At 41.5% G+C, this 15749-nt stretch carries 17 protein-coding genes and 1 tRNA gene; 8 read left to right on the plus strand and 10 right to left on the minus strand.

What is annotated here, in order from left to right; translation table 11 throughout:
* Positions 1 to 32: 32 nt before the first annotated feature.
* The gene (locus Q0L00_RS12755; RefSeq protein ID WP_297337267.1) at positions 33 to 710 is read left to right on the plus strand and encodes a DUF2461 domain-containing protein; all 678 of its coding nucleotides are present in this window, start codon (positions 33 to 35) and stop codon (positions 708 to 710) included.
* A 6-nt stretch (positions 711 to 716) separates the two neighbouring features.
* Here the strand turns inward: Q0L00_RS12755 and Q0L00_RS12760 are convergent, their stop codons facing one another.
* The 7 genes from Q0L00_RS12760 to Q0L00_RS12790 all read right to left on the minus strand — a co-directional run bounded on the left by Q0L00_RS12760 (position 717) and on the right by Q0L00_RS12790 (position 5255).
* Entirely contained in the window at positions 717 to 1526 is an 810-nt protein-coding gene (locus Q0L00_RS12760) for a Cof-type HAD-IIB family hydrolase (protein ID WP_297337268.1), read from the minus strand.
* On the minus strand, positions 1526 to 1798 hold the full coding sequence (locus Q0L00_RS12765; protein ID WP_297337269.1) for a hypothetical protein: 273 nt from the start codon (positions 1796 to 1798) through the stop codon (positions 1526 to 1528). Before Q0L00_RS12765 ends, Q0L00_RS12760 begins: the two co-directional genes overlap by 1 nt.
* A gap of 17 nt (positions 1799 to 1815) precedes the next feature.
* Positions 1816 to 2238: a hypothetical protein gene (locus tag Q0L00_RS12770; RefSeq protein WP_297337270.1), complete on the minus strand. Its 423-nt coding sequence runs from the start codon at positions 2236 to 2238 to the stop codon at positions 1816 to 1818.
* A gap of 3 nt (positions 2239 to 2241) precedes the next feature.
* Positions 2242 to 3708, minus strand: coding sequence for a hypothetical protein (locus tag Q0L00_RS12775; protein WP_297337271.1), 1467 nt, complete (start codon positions 3706 to 3708; stop codon positions 2242 to 2244).
* 511 nt (positions 3709 to 4219) lie between these two features.
* Positions 4220 to 4293 (minus strand) — tRNA-Ala (locus tag Q0L00_RS12780).
* Positions 4294 to 4339: 46 nt separating this feature from the next.
* Positions 4340 to 4960, minus strand: coding sequence for a recombination mediator RecR (gene recR, locus Q0L00_RS12785; protein ID WP_297337272.1), 621 nt, complete (start codon positions 4958 to 4960; stop codon positions 4340 to 4342).
* A 10-nt stretch (positions 4961 to 4970) separates the two neighbouring features.
* Positions 4971 to 5255 (minus strand): ATP-dependent Clp protease adaptor ClpS, encoded by a 285-nt coding sequence (locus Q0L00_RS12790; protein ID WP_297337273.1) that lies wholly within the window; start codon positions 5253 to 5255, stop codon positions 4971 to 4973.
* A gap of 62 nt (positions 5256 to 5317) precedes the next feature.
* On the opposite strand from Q0L00_RS12790, the gene Q0L00_RS12795 reads away from it, so the two are divergent.
* Positions 5318 to 6763, plus strand: coding sequence for a sodium:solute symporter (locus tag Q0L00_RS12795; RefSeq protein WP_297337274.1), 1446 nt, complete (start codon positions 5318 to 5320; stop codon positions 6761 to 6763).
* Here Q0L00_RS12795 and Q0L00_RS12800 read toward each other — a convergent pair.
* Together Q0L00_RS12800 and Q0L00_RS12805 are read right to left on the minus strand one after the other, a co-directional pair.
* Positions 6760 to 7098 carry an MGMT family protein gene (locus tag Q0L00_RS12800; protein WP_297337275.1) on the minus strand — a complete coding sequence of 113 codons (339 nt, stop codon included), beginning with the start codon at positions 7096 to 7098 and terminating at the stop codon, positions 6760 to 6762. The genes Q0L00_RS12795 and Q0L00_RS12800 overlap by 4 nt on opposite strands.
* Positions 7079 to 7972: a mechanosensitive ion channel domain-containing protein gene (locus tag Q0L00_RS12805; RefSeq protein ID WP_297337276.1), complete on the minus strand. Its 894-nt coding sequence runs from the start codon at positions 7970 to 7972 to the stop codon at positions 7079 to 7081. The genes Q0L00_RS12800 and Q0L00_RS12805 overlap by 20 nt, the downstream gene beginning before the upstream one ends.
* Positions 7973 to 8027: 55 nt before the next feature.
* On the opposite strand from Q0L00_RS12805, the gene Q0L00_RS12810 reads away from it, so the two are divergent.
* From Q0L00_RS12810 to Q0L00_RS12820, 3 genes are read left to right on the plus strand one after another with little or no spacing between them, the layout of a single operon-like run.
* Positions 8028 to 8705, plus strand: a complete 678-nt coding sequence (locus Q0L00_RS12810; RefSeq protein ID WP_297337277.1) for an SDR family NAD(P)-dependent oxidoreductase — start codon at positions 8028 to 8030, stop codon at positions 8703 to 8705.
* Positions 8692 to 9165 (plus strand): nuclear transport factor 2 family protein, encoded by a 474-nt coding sequence (locus tag Q0L00_RS12815; protein ID WP_297337278.1) that lies wholly within the window; start codon positions 8692 to 8694, stop codon positions 9163 to 9165. Before Q0L00_RS12810 ends, Q0L00_RS12815 begins: the two co-directional genes overlap by 14 nt.
* Positions 9166 to 9168: 3 nt before the next feature.
* Positions 9169 to 9624: a hypothetical protein gene (locus Q0L00_RS12820; protein WP_297337279.1), complete on the plus strand. Its 456-nt coding sequence runs from the start codon at positions 9169 to 9171 to the stop codon at positions 9622 to 9624.
* On the opposite strand, the gene Q0L00_RS12825 is transcribed toward Q0L00_RS12820, so the two are convergent.
* Positions 9617 to 10033, minus strand: a complete 417-nt coding sequence (locus Q0L00_RS12825) for an META domain-containing protein (protein WP_297337280.1) — start codon at positions 10031 to 10033, stop codon at positions 9617 to 9619. The two genes, Q0L00_RS12820 and Q0L00_RS12825, sit on opposite strands and share 8 nt — an antisense overlap.
* A 403-nt stretch (positions 10034 to 10436) precedes the next feature.
* Between Q0L00_RS12825 and thrA the strand changes: the two genes are divergently transcribed.
* Genes thrA through thrC form a run of 3 tightly spaced genes read left to right on the plus strand, consistent with a single transcriptional unit; the run spans position 10437 to position 15112 of the window.
* Positions 10437 to 12884: a bifunctional aspartate kinase/homoserine dehydrogenase I gene (gene thrA, locus Q0L00_RS12830; RefSeq protein WP_297337281.1), complete on the plus strand. Its 2448-nt coding sequence runs from the start codon at positions 10437 to 10439 to the stop codon at positions 12882 to 12884.
* Positions 12884 to 13810: a homoserine kinase gene (locus Q0L00_RS12835; protein WP_297337282.1), complete on the plus strand. Its 927-nt coding sequence runs from the start codon at positions 12884 to 12886 to the stop codon at positions 13808 to 13810. Before thrA ends, Q0L00_RS12835 begins: the two co-directional genes overlap by 1 nt.
* Before the next feature lie 3 nt (positions 13811 to 13813).
* Positions 13814 to 15112, plus strand: a complete 1299-nt coding sequence (thrC, locus tag Q0L00_RS12840; RefSeq protein WP_297337283.1) for a threonine synthase — start codon at positions 13814 to 13816, stop codon at positions 15110 to 15112.
* The last annotated feature ends 637 nt before the right edge of the window (positions 15113 to 15749 follow it).

The following is a 15749-nucleotide window of genomic DNA, read 5'->3' on the forward strand; positions in this document are numbered from 1 at the left end:
TCAGAACTCTTACATTAACCTTAATTCTTCCTATGCGTCCTTTTCTCAAATTCCTCAGCTCCCTGGCCGAAAACAATAACAAAGAATGGATGGATACCAATCGCGATTGGTATCAAGCGACGCGCCAGGAATTTTTGAAGGATGTGGAGGTCATCCTAAAAAGGCTAAGGGAATTGGAACCTGAGCTGTCGGCTTTTAAGCCCAAGGACTGCGTATTTCGACAAAATAGAGACATCCGGTTTTCGCCCAATAAGGACCCCTACAAAACGAATTTTGGAGCTTACTTTTCGCCCAAAGGAAAAAAATCTCCAGGGCCGGGCTATTACCTTCAGATCCAACCCGGAAACTCATTTTTTGCAGGTGGAATCTGGATGCCGGAGGCTGAGAATTTGAAAAAAATCAGGAAGGAAATTGATTACAGTGGGGCTGAACTGGAGAAAATCGAACATTCAGCCGAATTCAAAAAGCTGTTCTCGGGAATTGAGGGAGAAAAACTCAAAACCAGTCCGAGGGATTATGAAGCAGATCATCCATACATCGAATACCTACGGTTGAAAAGCTTTACGGTATCTCACCCGATTGCTGACAAAGATGTGAATTCCGGTAATTTTATCAACCTCGCATTGGATGGTTTTGGAGTCATGAAGCCTTTTAATGATTTTCTCGCTAAAGCAATCGAGGAGGTAGAGGACGGCAGCGGAATTCTTTAATTAAGGCTACCCAAAGTATTTTTCCAAAACTGCGGCTACTCCATCTTCTTTGTGGTGAAGGGCCAATTCTTTGCAGACCGCTTTTAACTCAGGGCGTCCATTAGCTACAGCAACTCCCCAGCCCACAGACTGAATCAAATCGATGTCATTGTAATTATCTCCAAAGGCAATCACCTGATCCAATCCAAAATCATAATTTCTCTCCAAAAGCAACTTTAAAGCTGAAGCTTTTGAGATTTTTCGGGGTGCAATTTCGATATACGTATCCTTTGAACGATACAAGTGTAGCTGATCACCGAATCTTAGGTGCAATTCGCCAAATAGCCAATGGATCAAATTCGATTCACCCATACACATGATTTTATGTGCGCCAGATTGAGCTTTCCTCCAATCTTGGAGAAGATTCTCCAAAGCCATCCAAGTCGGATTTACTTTTGTGTTTTTAACTTCACGCAAAGACCAATAATCCTCCTTTTCTTCGTACCACTGCTCACCTTGAAAAACGCTCAAATGGATTTCCTCTCCTTTGCAAAGCGCATAAATGGACTGAAGAATAGAAAAAGGAATTTCCGTAGAATCTAAAATTTGCCCATTTCCATCCAGTACAAATCCTCCATTATAGCAAATCAAGGGTTCCTGTAGTCGACCCAAATCCTGTTGTAAATGCCGCATGGCATCAGGCATGCGGGAACTTGCCAAAATCAGAGGAATTGACTTGGGAATGTTTTTCACAATCGCTTTCAATCTCGGTGAAAGATCTCTATCCGAATTGAGAAGGGTACCGTCAATATCGGTACAAATGGCTTTGAATTGCATCAATCGATTTGGGACCAGTCTACTTCGTCGGCAAAATTGGCAAAAAAGCCAAACCCGATAATCGCTACAAAGAGAATAGAAATCCCGATAAAAATCAAGGTCACGATGAGTTCTGCTTTGGCCCAGTTGGACTTATTTTTATCCGTATTGGAGTCCACCGCCCAGACGATTAGCATGATAAATCCGATTAACGGGATTTTGCTGACTAGGACAGAAATAATCCAATCTCCCAGACTGAGGGGTGGTTTTTTGAATTCTTCGGGCATTTGCATAGCGCTAGGATTTAGGGTTAGAAAAAATCCGAAATCTCAAAACTGTATTCCTGCATGGCAAAATTCTCTGAGTTTTGAGGATCGGACTGAAGAAACTGTACGGTAATTTGCTGATAATCTGCTGCATTTTCAAAATCTCTCAGATAAATTTCAGCACATTTCCTAGCTAACACTTCTGGCCTATCCCCCATTAGAGTTGGATCGCCATTTTCTAATTTCAAAAAAATCTCTCCTTGATCATTTGTTTTTTGGATCGAAATGCTAACATTTTGAAACCCTGCTAAGTCAGCAATTTCCTGAGAAGGGAGAAACCCATCTCCAACGAGGAGATTCATTCCATTCATTGCTACCTTAATCAGGGACTTTGGCTCGCAAGCACAGCTTCCAAGCAAAAAAATAGCCATCAGGGAGATGATGGCTTTAAGAAAAATTGATTTCATTGTTTAATTTCTTAAGATTTTAATTCGATTGATCCGGTTATCCCAAATGACTTCAAGCACATAGAATCCAGAAGGAATGGGACCAAAGTACGAATTAAAAGTGATTTTTGAATTTGCCGGCATGGGGATGGATTTCCGTCCTAGTTCACCCGAGGGTCCAACCAATCGAAGCTCAATCTTTTGTCCTAAGATATCTTCGTTTCCGAGAAATGCCAGCTCCAAATTTTCACCTGGAACGCTCGGATTAGGAAATAAGGTCCAATCACTCACCAGAGCTTTGGGGACTTCCCGACGTACCAAAAGCACTGAACTATAATAATCTGCATCTTTGGTCTTTTTTCGGATTCTGTAGTAGAGTTGATCCTGATTAAAGGCAAAAGCTGAATCTTGGAAGTGATAGCTGGTTTTCTCAATTTTCTGGTTCGGAACTTCAATAGTACCGATCACTTGAAATTTTTCTTGGGCTTGAGTTTTTCGTTGAATTTCAAATTCACCTGGATCAGCTTCTTTATTTGTTTCCCAAGAAATGCTGATTTGATCCGAATTTTTGTCCCAATAAGCTTCCAAAAATGAGAGGTCTAAGGAGAGAATTGCCGCAACATCAAGAAAATATTCTACAATTTGAATACAGCCATTGGCATCAACTACAGTCAGTTCATACCAGCCAGTATAAAGGTTGAAAATATCTTGATCGGTACTGTAAAAACCATCTGGTCCTATCCATTCGAAGGAATATGGTTCTGTTCCACCTGTTACCGTAACGGCAATGGCCCCTGTATTTTCGTCCATTCGAGTAGGGGTTATATCAACGATAATTTCAAAATTCTCCCCTACTACTATTTCCTTCACCACCGTGCGAGTAACTGTGCCGTCTGAAGATTGCAAACTCACTGAATACGTCCCCGGCTCATCAAAATCAACTACAGGGTTTTCTTCTATAGAAGTCCCAAAAGGTCCAAAATCCCAAAGATAATCGTAATCAAAAGGTTCTTCACCCCCAATCGTCTCATTGATAAATCGAATTCTCGTATTGCATTGAAACGGCTCATAAGTGAAATTAGGGACAAGTGGAATTACTGCTGTAATTCCCGGCTCATTAAAATAACATTGAGCATTTACATTTTTATCCGGAGGCACACATACTGTTCCTGTGGGATCACTATTCCCCGTATTCCAATACATAAAAATATCTCGAAGCTCGATCACATCACCCCAGTTCCAAGTGAATGAAATCACGAATTCCGGTTGTAATAAAGTCACATATTGACCCTCAAAAAGACAACTTTCCTCATTTTCACTGGAAAGCGTGTTGTTTACAAAAATATCGTAAGTTATATAAACTGTACTGGCATTATTTGAATTCCCATTTAGGGTTACCCAGATTTGACCAGTTACTTCATCTCCAAGTTCGTAATCATCATTTACGTCAAAGGGCTCCCCTGCACTATTTCTTAATTCAACTGTTTCCACAACGATGTTTTCTTGGGGGCAATTTTGGGAATAAACCCCTCCTGCGGAATTCAGAAAAATGAATACCCAAAATAATAGCCATATATACCCACTTCTTGTCATCAATTTAAGGCTTTTCAGGACTTCAAAAGTACACAATGCAGAAATACAAAAACATGATTTAAATCACTGATATTCTTTGTTTTAAATGATCTTTTTTACAAATAATGAAAAGCTCATTTCCCAATATTTTTTTTGGATTTTGTCCCGCAATTAGGCTAAACTTTTTTTAAAAAAATCTTATAAATTCTTCTAAAGAATCAATTTTTCTACCCAAAGCAGACCCGAAAATTTAGGAATAAACCGGATTTAGCATTACTCAATACCCCTCCCAAATCAAACTCGAGAACTAGAAAATAAATAATAATGTTAAGATCGAACCCATTTGAGCGGAGTGAATTCGAAAAACCGCGGCTAGACAGCCGAGCAAATTTCATAAAAAAAAGCCTCACATCTCTGTGAAGCTTTATTGTGGAGGATAACGGAGTCGAACCGATGACCTCTACACTGCCAGTGTAGCGCTCTAGCCAGCTGAGCTAATCCCCCAAAAGTTTTGCAAATATAGAACAGGGATTTTAACCAACAAAAAATATTATTCACTACTGTAATTTATCCTAGTCAGAATACTACGTCCTAAAGTTACTTCATCGGTAAACTCTAACTCTCCTCCTACCGGAATCCCACGAGCAATAGTACTCACCTTGACCGCTTTATCTTTCAAACGCTTAGCCAAATAAAACGAAGTGGTGTCTCCCTCCATTGTCGCACTGAGTGCTAAAATAATTTCTTTGATGGGTTCGGAATTTACCCCAGAATCTATCCTTGAAATCAAAGACTCAATTCTTAGCTCTTCCGGCCCAATGCCGTGGATGGGGGAAATAACTCCACCAAGAACATGGTATTTACCAGAGAATTGATTGGTATTTTCAATCGCAAGCACATCGCGCATATCTTCCACTACACAGATGACTGAGCCGTCTCTACGATGGCTTTTGCAGATACTGCATTCCTCTTCATCGGCGATATTGTGACAAATTTTACAATACTTTACTTCCTGACGCATTCGGGTCAGGGCCAATGACAAGGCTTCGGTGTGCGCCTCGTGTTGCTTGAGCAGGTGGAGCGCTAATCGTAATGCTGTTTTTTTACCAATTCCTGGTAGACGCGAAATCTCGGTAACTGCATCTTCAATTAATTTGGAGGGAAAATTCACAAAGTATTAATTAAGTAATAGTTGCTTGAATTCCGGCATCTAAAATTGCCTCGCACATGGGTTTAAGCTCTTCGAAGGCCCCCTTTTTCACCGCACACTTACCTTTATAATGAATAATTAAGGTGCACTGTTCGGCTTGCTCGCGAGTATGTTTGCAGACCTTCACCAGCACATTGGCCACATGGTCAAATGTATTGAAATCATCATTGAAAACCACTAAGTCATGTGATTCGAGATCTACCCATTCCTCTACTAATATTTCCTCTTCTTCTACCTGTGGAAATGTCGTTCTCATATCGATCATGTTGCAAAATTAAGAATAATGGACAATTTTAGCGATTCATTTCACCGGCTTTTATGAATCCAACCATCGTCCTTTCCGTAATAACCATTTATTTTTTAATGCTGTTTTTGATTTCATGGTTCACTTCCCGAAAAGTAACCTCAGAAACCTTTTTTACAGGAGACCGTCAATCCCCATGGTTTTTGGTTGCTTTTGGTATGATTGGAGCCTCCCTTTCAGGGGTCACCTTTATCTCTGTGCCCGGGGAAGTAGGCAATAGCAATTTCTTTTATTTTCAAGTGGTTTTAGGCTATACTCTCGGCTACTTCACCATCGCTAAAGTTCTATTGCCGCTTTATTATCGATTAAACCTGGTCTCCATCTACTCCTACCTGGAGGATCGCTTTGGCTTTTGGTCCTACAAAACTGGCGCCTTTTTCTTTATTCTTTCCCGAACTCTTGGGTCTTCCTTACGAGTCTTTTTGGTTGCTTCGGTACTCCAATTGATCCTTTTTGATTCATTGGGGATTCCCTTTTGGGTTTCTGTTTTAATTACCGTAGGCTTGATTTGGCTCTACACCCATCGAGGGGGAATTAAAACAGTCGTTTGGACCGATACGCTTCAAACATTTTTCATGCTGGCAGCCGTGGTTACTTGTATCATTTTGGTTGGCGAAGAGCTCAGTTTTGCCGGTATGAGTGAGTATTTCAGCGCTGTCACTAGGGACTCAAGATCTGAGATTTTCAACTGGGATTGGAAGGCGGGCACCAACTTTTTCAAGCAGTTCATATCTGGCGCATTTATCACCATTGTCATGACTGGACTTGACCAAGACATGATGCAAAAAAACCTGACTTGCAAAAATATCGGAGATGCCCAGAAAAACATGTTCTGGTTTACCGTGATTTTGGTAATTGTTAACTTTTTATTCTTGGCATTGGGCGTACTGCTTTACCTCTATGCCGAAACTAAGGGGATTTCAATTCCTGCAAAAACAGACGAATTGTTTCCGCTTTTGGCCACTCAGCATTTTTCGGCAGTTGCAGGGATTATCTTTGTTTTGGGAATCACCGCAGCAGCATATTCCAGCGCGGACTCTACCCTTACTGCGTTGACCACATCATTTTGTATTGATTTTTTGGAAATCGAGCGAAAATATCCTCAAGAAAAACGAGTTACAATCCGCAAAAAAGTTCACTTGGCATTTACCGCAGTGATGTTTTTTGCCATTTTAGCCTTCTATTGGATCAATGATCAAAGCGTCATCAATTCGGTTTTTATCATCGCAGGCTATACCTACGGACCACTTCTTGGGCTTTATTCCTTTGGACTTTTTACCAATCTCAAGGTAAAAGACCGCGTCGTTCCGTATCTTGCAGTAGCTGCTCCATTGATCACATTTGTGATCAGTAGCAATTCTGAAGATTGGTTTTGGGGCTACAAATTCGGTTTTGAAGCCTTGATTCTCAACGGGCTTTTAATGTTTATGGGTTTATTTATCTTTCGTAAAAGAAATTAAACTTCCAGTTCCTTTTCAGGATCCCAAAAGCGATTTTCAAAGTCCTGGACCTGATCTTTGATCACCCGAACTCCTTCAGACTCCAAAAGCTCCTGCATTTGAGTAGGGGTGGAAAAGTGATGCTTGCCGGTAAGCAAACCCTGACGATTGACTACGCGATGTGCGGGCACATCCTCTAGCGTATGTGCGGCATTCATCGCATAGCCGACCATCCTTGCCCCACTTTTCAAGCCCAAATAGTTGGCAATTGCACCATAGGAACAAACTCTTCCCGAAGGAATTTCTCTTACTACCTGATAGACCAAATCAAAATAATTAGTCTTTTCGCTGTTCATTTTTCCAATTTAAAAACGCTTGATTGATTGCTTTTCGAAGTTTAATTTCTACCTCTTTTTCTCCGGAAAGTATGGGAAATTGATAACGGATCAACAAGCTTTCCGATCTTCGCTCAAGTACATTCAATTGAGCCCCCTCTACCGTGACATAATCTTTAAAATCTTTCAAAGAACTAGAGAGTTGCTCCTCGAGTTCGCTCAATTGAAGATGATTCAAATAGGGAATTTCAGCATCAAAAACTACCTGATGGGTATTGTTCTTCGAATAATTGATCACATCAGAGGTGAACACCAATGAATTTGGAACCAGAATAATCTCACCCGTTTCACTTTTCAAAACCAGATTAATGAGCGTAATGTCTCTAATAAAACCCGTGTTTCGCCCGATGTTGATTTTATCACCAATTTCAAGCTGCTCTGAAAACATAAGGATAAGCCCATTGACGATATTGGTAATGTAGTCCTTAGTCAACAAAGCCAAGGCAGCCGCCACAATGGTTATGGAGGTCAAAAATTCCAAAGGCTTGATTCCAAAAGCCAACATCAATCCGATCAAAATGGCAAGTACATTCAGGATGGCAGAGATCCGGTCGATCCCAATGACGAAATTGGGTAAAACTTTGGTATCTGCCGTTTTTTGGAGGTAAAAACGAAGGGTAATTATTCGGCCTAAAGAAATCACCAAATTAGCCGAGAGGACAAAAATTAAGGCTCTCACTAGGTCCAGCAGGAAAGGAAATCGGACAGCTAAGGGGTTTAAAAACGTGTTGCCCAAATAGATGTAATCCAAAATGACCAACAGAACCAATTTGACCACAAAGTTGCGTCTTCGCCTGTTTTCCCTACTTCGAATGCTTGTTTTTAGATGATTCATAACTTAATAGAAAAATAAGCACTAATTTTAGCAATAATCAATTGGTTTACATCAAATGAATAGAAATATTATTGTAACAGGCGCTGCAGGAAACTTGGGTTCGGCAGTAGTAGAAAAATTCAAACGGGAAGGTTACCATGTCATTGCGCTATTACAGCCCGGTAAAGATGAGCAGGTCGAAGAAGCGGACGATAGCTACGAAGTGGATGTGACAGACGAGAATTCTGTCAAAGAGTTTGTCAAAGAGTATCAACTCCAATATGCTGACTTGGATGCGTTGGCTTTAATCGTTGGGGGGTTTTCTATGGGAAATATAGAAAAAACAGGCCAACAGGATCTGGAAAAAATGTTTAGCCTGAACTTCTTTAGTGCCTATCATTTAGTCCGAGGATTCCTGCCCGTCATGAAAAAAAACCAGCGCGGCACTTTTCTTTTTGTGGGGGCACGTCCTGCTTTGCAGCTCGAAGAGGCCTCAGAAACCATCGCCTATGCGCTAAGTAAGCGGTTGATTGTTTCTTTGGCAGAAATTCTTGCCACAGAAACAAAAGAAACGGCAATCCGTTCACATGTTTTTGCTCCCAGCATCATCGACACTCCAGAAAATCGAGAAGCCATGCCTGATGCAGATTTCAGCAAATGGGTCAGCCCCAAAGAAATCGCAGAAGCCATGCATTATGCCGTGAACAATCCTGCATTACGTAACATGACCTTTAAATTATATGGAGAAGCCTAATTTATTCTTCCGCAGTACCCTCTTCTTTTTGAGCTTGATGCTCAGCATTCATCTTTCCTCATTTGCTCAAACAGAAGAAGAAAATGTAAAAGCGGTTATCCAGTCGCTTTTTGAGGGAATGAAATCCAAAAATGCCGCATTGGTGGAGTCCGCATTTTATGCAAAAGCCCCCATGCAGACGGTCATTCCCGGTGAAAATGGAAGTACTATCGGAACTAATGCGGTATCGGATTTTGTAGCTCGAATCGCCAATACCCCTGAGGAAACCCAACTCGACGAACGGATTCTGGATTACCAAATCAAGGTGGATGGAAATATGGCCTCAGCATGGACACCCTATGAATTTTATGTCAATGACCAATTTAGTCACTGTGGAGTCAATTCCTTCCAACTGGTCAAAATGGCCGAAGGATGGAAAATCGTTTACATCATCGATACGCGTAGAAAAGAAGGCTGTTAAGGTATGAGCGTAGACAAGGAAACACTTTTCAAAGCAGCCATTTCTGCATTGAAAACAAAAATCGAAGAGCTTAAATCTGAGCAAAAGGCAATTTCTGAAGGAATTTTAGAAGATAATAAAAGTAGTGCTGGAGATAAATTTGAGACGGGGAGAGAAATGCTCACTCAAGATCTAAGGCAAGTTGAGCTTCAAATCGAAAAAAACCTCGAAAGTCTAGAGGAGCTTTATCGAATACAAGCCATCAAAAACACCCAATCAGAAATCAAGGAAGGAAGTTTGGTCAAGCTTGGCTCCGAATGGTTTTTGATTTCCATCAGTTTTGGATTACTAAATTTTGAGGGTAATCAAGTTTTTTTACTGAGTAGAAATGCCCCTTTAGGCCAATTGCTAATGGGTAAAAAAGTAAGCCAACAGGTCCAGTTTCGAGGCAAAGACCAAAAGATTGAAGAAATTATTTAGGAAGAAAAGTTAATAAGGCTGTACTTCCGTCCAAGAGAATAAGTTTTTCTTTTGAAATCTGAAGATTGGATACACGAGACAAAGCCTCCAAAAATTCCTGCTCTCCATTTCCAGGGCAGGCTTTTTTGGTTATGGCACCTGGATCCAGCTCCAGGCTGGTTCCCTCCAGTCTAAAACTCCCTGAAAAATTATTGCATCCACTATAGCCTGCCAATCTTCCTTCATCCAGAAAATCAAGGGTGGGAACTCCGCCTGAAAATTCAGTCAAATTCAGTCCCTGACCCAAAATAGAGGAAAGTGCCCAAGTGTTTCCAGTAAGCAATCCTATTGGACTCAGGCTTTTGGTACCATCACAGCTCCCATAGGTAAAAATCAAAAACCCAAACAAAATAATTTTCAAGCTCTTCATGTCGTTTCTATTTGTTTACTGTCAATTTAGCGAATATTTAAGAAATTAAATTCTTTAAAACCAAATTATTCAAAATAAAAAATTGAAAATACATGCCATCCTGATTAAGGATTTTTCATTAAACACATTGATTTGATATAAAGTTTAAAAAATCAACGCCTTAAACTTGGGAAAAAGGAAATATCTCTTTAGAATTGTACAATCAAATACAAGGTCATGGTACTTGAGTCAAATCACTTTTTCTTTCCTTCCTATAGCTTCACCGCTGGTTTAGCCAACGCTACTTTTATGCCTATAATGATTGGGACCACGATGATTACGGGGGTTCCCGTCATTAAATCTTAAGTACCCGCCCATAGGCTTTTTGGCCTTTTCAATTTTCCAAAAAATTTCTCTTATTCTCATGAAAATCATCAAGTTTGGAGGTTCCTCCGTAGCCAATCCTGATACCATTCGAAAGGTATTTTCTATTATTGAAAACAAGCTAAAAAAACAGGAAATAGCCATTGTTTTTTCTGCCTTCGGTGGTGTTACGGAGAGTTTATTGACCATAGCAAGGCTTGCCCGTGAAGGGGATCAGGCCTACCGGGACCTTCTCCAAAGTCTCGAAGAAAAACACCTCGATATGGTCAGACAACTGATCGCCGTGCACAATCAATCCACGGTGATGACTTTTGTCAAAGTTAGATTCAATGAATTGGAGGATCTTTTTCATGGGATATTCCTAATCAAAGAAAATTCTGCCAGGACCCTGGATTATGTTGTTAGTTTTGGAGAGCGCCTTTCTGCATTCATTCTCGCTGAAGCATTGACTGCCAAAGGAATCAAAACTCAATTTTTGGACACTCGAGAAGTAATTCGGACCAATGACCGATTTGGACAGGCACGAGTAGATTTTGAAGTGACCAACGCCTTGATCAAAGCGTATTTTTCAAAGCATGATGGGATTAAAGTAATCACCGGGTTTATCGCTTCTACCGCTAAGGGAGAAACCACCACACTCGGCAGATCAGGCTCTGACTATACCGCAGCGATCTTTGCTGGCGCTTTGGGTGCTGATGATTTGGAAATCTGGACAGATGTATCCGGCGTACTGACTTCGGACCCCAAATTGGTTTATACTGCCTTTACTATCCCACAATTAAGCTACAATGAGGCGATGGAGCTGTCTCATTTTGGAGCCAAAGTCATCTTCCCGGCCACGATGCAGCCGGCCATGAAGAAAACGATTCCGATTTACATTAAAAACACTTTTGAACCGGAGAATCCCGGAACATTAATCAACGGAGAAGTGACCAATGGTGCCTTGATCAAAGGCATCAGTTCGATGAGCAATATTTCCATTGTGACGGTTCAAGGAGCTTCTTTGTTAGATGGTAGTGCTGGAAGCCGGGTTTTCAAAGCATTGGCGGAGGCCAAAGTAAACATCGTCTTAATCTCCCAGGCCTCCTCAGAGCATAGCATTTGCCTGGCAATCAAAACGAATGAAGCCTACCTTGCCAAAGAAGCTGTTGAAAAAGAGTTCTTCTACGAAATCAAATCAGGAGAAATGGATGAAGTGGTTTTGCTTCATGGATTGGCCACCATCGCTGTGGTTGGGGAAAACATGAAACAAAATCCCGGTGCCTCTGGACGCATGTTCCGTGCATTGGGCAGAAATAATATCAACGTCGCTGCCATAGCTCAAGGAAGCTCAGAACTTAATATTTCTGCAGTGATCCCACAGGCCGATCTTCAAAAAGCGCTGAATGCACTGCATGAAGCTTTTTTCCTTTCAGAAAATAAAGTACTCCATGTCTTTTTAGTTGGCACCGGTTTGATCGGTCAAGCCCTGATTAAAATGATTGCAATCCAGCAGCAAAAGTTGCGAAGTGAGAGTGAACTGGACATTCAGATTCACGGCATGGCCAATAGTCGATTTATGGCCTTCCACGAGGACGGATTTGACTTGAAAACTCCTCATCAACTCAGCGAATCTGACGATAAAATGGATTTAGAAAAATTCATCAAGACTATGGAAGAAATGAACTTCTCCAATTCGGTCTTCGTGGATTGTACCGCCAGCCAGGAGGTCGCCGATGCTTACAGCCGAGTTCTGGGAGCAAAAGTGGCCATCGTCACTCCTAATAAAAAAGCAAATTCCGGCTCCATGGAGCAATATAAATCTCTAAAAAAGCTTGCCAAAAAACGAGGCGTCAAATTTCTATACGAGACTAACGTGGCTGCCGGATTGCCCGTCATTAATACTTTGCAAGACTTGATGCTTTCCGGTGACAAAGTGATCCGAATTGAGGCGGTGTTGAGTGGCTCGATGAACTTTATTTTCTCCGAACTTGAAAAAGGAGATCCTTTTTCTGAAGTAGTTCGGTCTGCCAAGGAAAAAGGCTTCACAGAACCCGATCCACGCGACGATTTGAGCGGAATGGATGTGGCAAGAAAAATTTTGATTTTAGGCCGTGAAGCAGAGCAGACATTGGAGTTTGAGGACATCACCATCCAAAGTATGGTGCCTGAAGATTGTCAAGACGCTGCTTCTGTGGAAGAGTTTTTTGAAAAGTTAAAAGCTCACGACGAAGATTTTGCCAACCTGCTCAACGAAGCCGACCAAAAAGGTGAAAAACTTCGCTTTATGGCCACGTTGGAAAATGGGAAGGCTAAAGTTGGGCTCAATTCTTTACCCAACGCACACCCTTTTAGTAGCCTAAGCGGTAGTGACAATATGATTTTACTTACAACCGAGCGATACCTTGACCGTCCGATGATCATCCGTGGGCCGGGTGCTGGAGCAGATGTGACTGCTGCTGGAGTTTTTGCGGATGTGATCCGAATTGGTAATTACACCCGTGAATAATGAAATCGATTACAGCTTTTGCACCGGCGACAGTAGCCAATGTCTCCTGCGGATTTGACATTCTGGGATTTGCCTTGGACGGAATGGGAGACATCGTGACGCTATCCGAGCGTGAAAAACCAGGACTGGAAGTGATTTCAATTCTCGGTGATGGAGGAAAATTGCCTTACGAAAGTACCAAAAATACTTGCGCGGTGGCTATTCAGGCTATGCTTGACGAACTGGGAATCAATCCAGGAATTGATATTCGATTAAAAAAGGGGCTTCCTCTTGGCTCCGGAATGGGCTCGAGTGCGGCAAGTGCAGTCGCTGCTTTAGTCGCTGCCAACCAACTCCTAGGTAATCACTTTCATAAAAATGAATTACTCCCCTTTGCGATAGCAGCAGAAAAAGTAGCCTGTGGAGCAGGTCATGCCGACAATGTAGGTCCAAGTCTCCTAGGAGGTTTTGTTTTGATCAGAGATTATCACCCATTGGATGTGATTAAACTACCTGTGCCGGAAGAATTACATTGTATCTTGTTGCATCCCCACTATGAATTGAATACGGCCGATTCACGTTCAGTTTTACGTGATCAAATTCCACTCAAACACGCCACCATTCAATCGGGCAATGTCGCAGGCTTGGTAACCGGACTTTTTCAAGGAGATTTTGAGCTGATTTCCAGATCGCTTCGGGATGTAATTGCCGAGCCGTATCGCGCTGTTTTGATCCCTGGTTTTTATGAGGTCCGCGAAGCCATCAAGGCTGCAGGAGCTTTAGGAATGGGGATTTCTGGCTCAGGCCCTACCCTTTTTGTCCTTTGTAAAGGAGAAGAACCCATTCCCGGAATCATTGCTTCTGCTAAAACAGTTTTTGAATCCATAGGACTGGGGGTGGATACTTATCAGTCCGCAATTAATACCCAAGGAGCTCATATTCTCTAGCACATGAAGTATTACAGCACCAACAACCCCAATCAATCTGCCTCTCTCTCTGAAGCGGTCATGAAAGGACTGGCTCCAGATCATGGACTTTACATGCCAGAGCGGATTCCTGTATTGTCAAAGGAAATAATCGACAAATTACCGGACATGACGTTTAGAGAAATCGGCTACACAGTGATCGAAACCTTGTTTGCAGAGGACCTGAGTAAAAATCAAATCCAAGAATTGGTAGATCACACCCTGACTTTTGACGCGCCGATTGTGAAAGTAGAGGAAGATATATTTTCCCTTGAACTTTTCCATGGTCCCACCCTAGCCTTCAAGGACTTTGGAGCGCGATTCTGCTCTAAATTGATGAGCATGTTGGTTAAGGAAAAATCAAAAGTTCTCCGGGTTTTAGTAGCTACTTCTGGGGATACCGGAAGTGCCGTGGCCAATGGCTTTTTGGGTGTTGAAGGAGTGGAAGTAATCGTTCTTTTTCCAAAAGGAAAAGTCAGTAAATTGCAAGAAATGCAGTTTACCACCTTGGGAAAAAACATTACTGCCTTGGAAATAGACGGAGTTTTTGACGACTGCCAGACCTTAGTCAAACAGGCTTTTTTGGATGAAAAATTAAATCATAAACTCCTACTTACTTCTGCCAATTCAATCAACATTGCCCGGTGGATTCCACAGTGTTTGTATTATTTTTATGCCTTTTCCCGCTTACCGAAAAATGGAAAAAAAGTGGTTTTTTCTGTTCCTAGTGGGAATTTTGGAAACTTAGGTGCTGGAATTTTAGCTGAGCGAATGGGTTTACCGATCGATCATTTTCTGGCAGCTACCAATATCAACAAGGTGGTACCGGAGTATTTAAAAGGCGCTCAATTTCAAGCCCAGCCCTCTATTTCGACCATTTCCAACTCAATGGACGTGGGTAATCCGAGTAATTTCACCAGGCTTAAAGCACTCTATGCAGGGGATGAAAAGTTGTTTAGGAGAAACGTCAAAGGATACTTCTACACTGATCAGCAAACGGTAAAAGCGATTCAACAAGTCAAATCAAAAGGGTACACGCTCGATCCTCATGGAGCGGTTGGATATTTGGGGCTGAAAGATTTTATGCAAGAAAATCCCGGCTTCCTAGGCATCTTTCTGGAGACGGCCCATCCCGGTAAATTTCGAGATGTGGTTGAGGAAGCTTTGGGTGAAAAATTGGTTTTACCTGAGCGACTGGCTGCCTTTCTGGAAAGAGAAAAAAAGGTGATCCAGATGGGGAAAGATTTTGGGGAATTCAAGGCTTTTCTGGAGGTATTGGATTGATGGGATTATCGGTGATGGAAACATTCGATTTGATCAGTTTTAATTCAAACCTCCTCCCAAGGCTCCAAAACAGGGATTTTTCTTAACCTAAAGTCCTGTTTATTTCTTGTGATGATTCCCTGAATTTTAGGAATACTGGATGCGGAGAAATACTGCACTCCTTCTTCCTAGTCCTAAAATCTGAGGTCAAGGCTTTTTAAACATGTGTTTTTTTAGTCGGTTGAATCTCCATTAAATTAATTAATCAACTGATTTTTGTTCTCCTTCCGGTTTCACCGATTTCTTTGGAGATGACACAATTACTAGTAAGAATTGAATTGTCTGTAGTCCACAGTTCTCATTCCTTTAAACGGGACTTTTTGAGAATTTCTAGCGCATATTATCCAAAAGGTTGGCGATTGCCCAAAAAATCCAATAAAGTATTCGTATCCAAAAAATATCGCTTCATCTCTGCTATTTCTTGTTTAAAAATCACACGATTTTCCTCTTTTCATTTAGTTCACTTGGTAAATTGACCAAATCAAAAAGCCATTTGAAATCCTCTGGAATAGTGGATTGCCTCAATTCCGCCTCATCAATCTCATTTTTCATCTGTTTATAATTGTTTTTTAGCGGTCATATGGAATCTCGCAATTCT

Origin of the sequence: Algoriphagus sp. (genome assembly GCF_024305035.1) — a bacterium.
In the GTDB taxonomy this organism is placed as follows: Bacteria; Bacteroidota; Bacteroidia; order Cytophagales; family Cyclobacteriaceae; genus Algoriphagus.

Excerpts from the sequence above, each read along its gene's own strand:
- Q0L00_RS12770 (WP_297337270.1), bottom strand. The coding sequence starts at position 2,238 with ATGAAATCAATTTTTCTTAAAGCCATCATCTCCCTGATGGCTATTTTT.
- Q0L00_RS12810 (WP_297337277.1), top strand. The coding sequence starts at position 8,028 with ATGAATAGAAATATTATTGTAACAGGCGCTGCAGGAAACTTGGGTTCG.
- Q0L00_RS12835 (WP_297337282.1), top strand. The coding sequence starts at position 12,884 with ATGAAATCGATTACAGCTTTTGCACCGGCGACAGTAGCCAATGTCTCC.
- Q0L00_RS12795 (WP_297337274.1), top strand. The coding sequence starts at position 5,318 with ATGAATCCAACCATCGTCCTTTCCGTAATAACCATTTATTTTTTAATG.
- thrC (WP_297337283.1), top strand. The coding sequence starts at position 13,814 with ATGAAGTATTACAGCACCAACAACCCCAATCAATCTGCCTCTCTCTCT.
- Q0L00_RS12760 (WP_297337268.1), bottom strand. The coding sequence starts at position 1,526 with ATGCAATTCAAAGCCATTTGTACCGATATTGACGGTACCCTTCTCAAT.
- Q0L00_RS12825 (WP_297337280.1), bottom strand. The coding sequence starts at position 10,033 with ATGAAGAGCTTGAAAATTATTTTGTTTGGGTTTTTGATTTTTACCTAT.
- Q0L00_RS12790 (WP_297337273.1), bottom strand. The coding sequence starts at position 5,255 with ATGAGAACGACATTTCCACAGGTAGAAGAAGAGGAAATATTAGTAGAG.
- Q0L00_RS12765 (WP_297337269.1), bottom strand. The coding sequence starts at position 1,798 with ATGCAAATGCCCGAAGAATTCAAAAAACCACCCCTCAGTCTGGGAGAT.
- Q0L00_RS12805 (WP_297337276.1), bottom strand. The coding sequence starts at position 7,972 with ATGAATCATCTAAAAACAAGCATTCGAAGTAGGGAAAACAGGCGAAGA.
- Q0L00_RS12815 (WP_297337278.1), top strand. The coding sequence starts at position 8,692 with ATGGAGAAGCCTAATTTATTCTTCCGCAGTACCCTCTTCTTTTTGAGC.
- Q0L00_RS12820 (WP_297337279.1), top strand. The coding sequence starts at position 9,169 with ATGAGCGTAGACAAGGAAACACTTTTCAAAGCAGCCATTTCTGCATTG.
- thrA (WP_297337281.1), top strand. The coding sequence starts at position 10,437 with ATGAAAATCATCAAGTTTGGAGGTTCCTCCGTAGCCAATCCTGATACC.
- Q0L00_RS12800 (WP_297337275.1), bottom strand. The coding sequence starts at position 7,098 with ATGAACAGCGAAAAGACTAATTATTTTGATTTGGTCTATCAGGTAGTA.
- Q0L00_RS12755 (WP_297337267.1), top strand. The coding sequence starts at position 33 with ATGCGTCCTTTTCTCAAATTCCTCAGCTCCCTGGCCGAAAACAATAAC.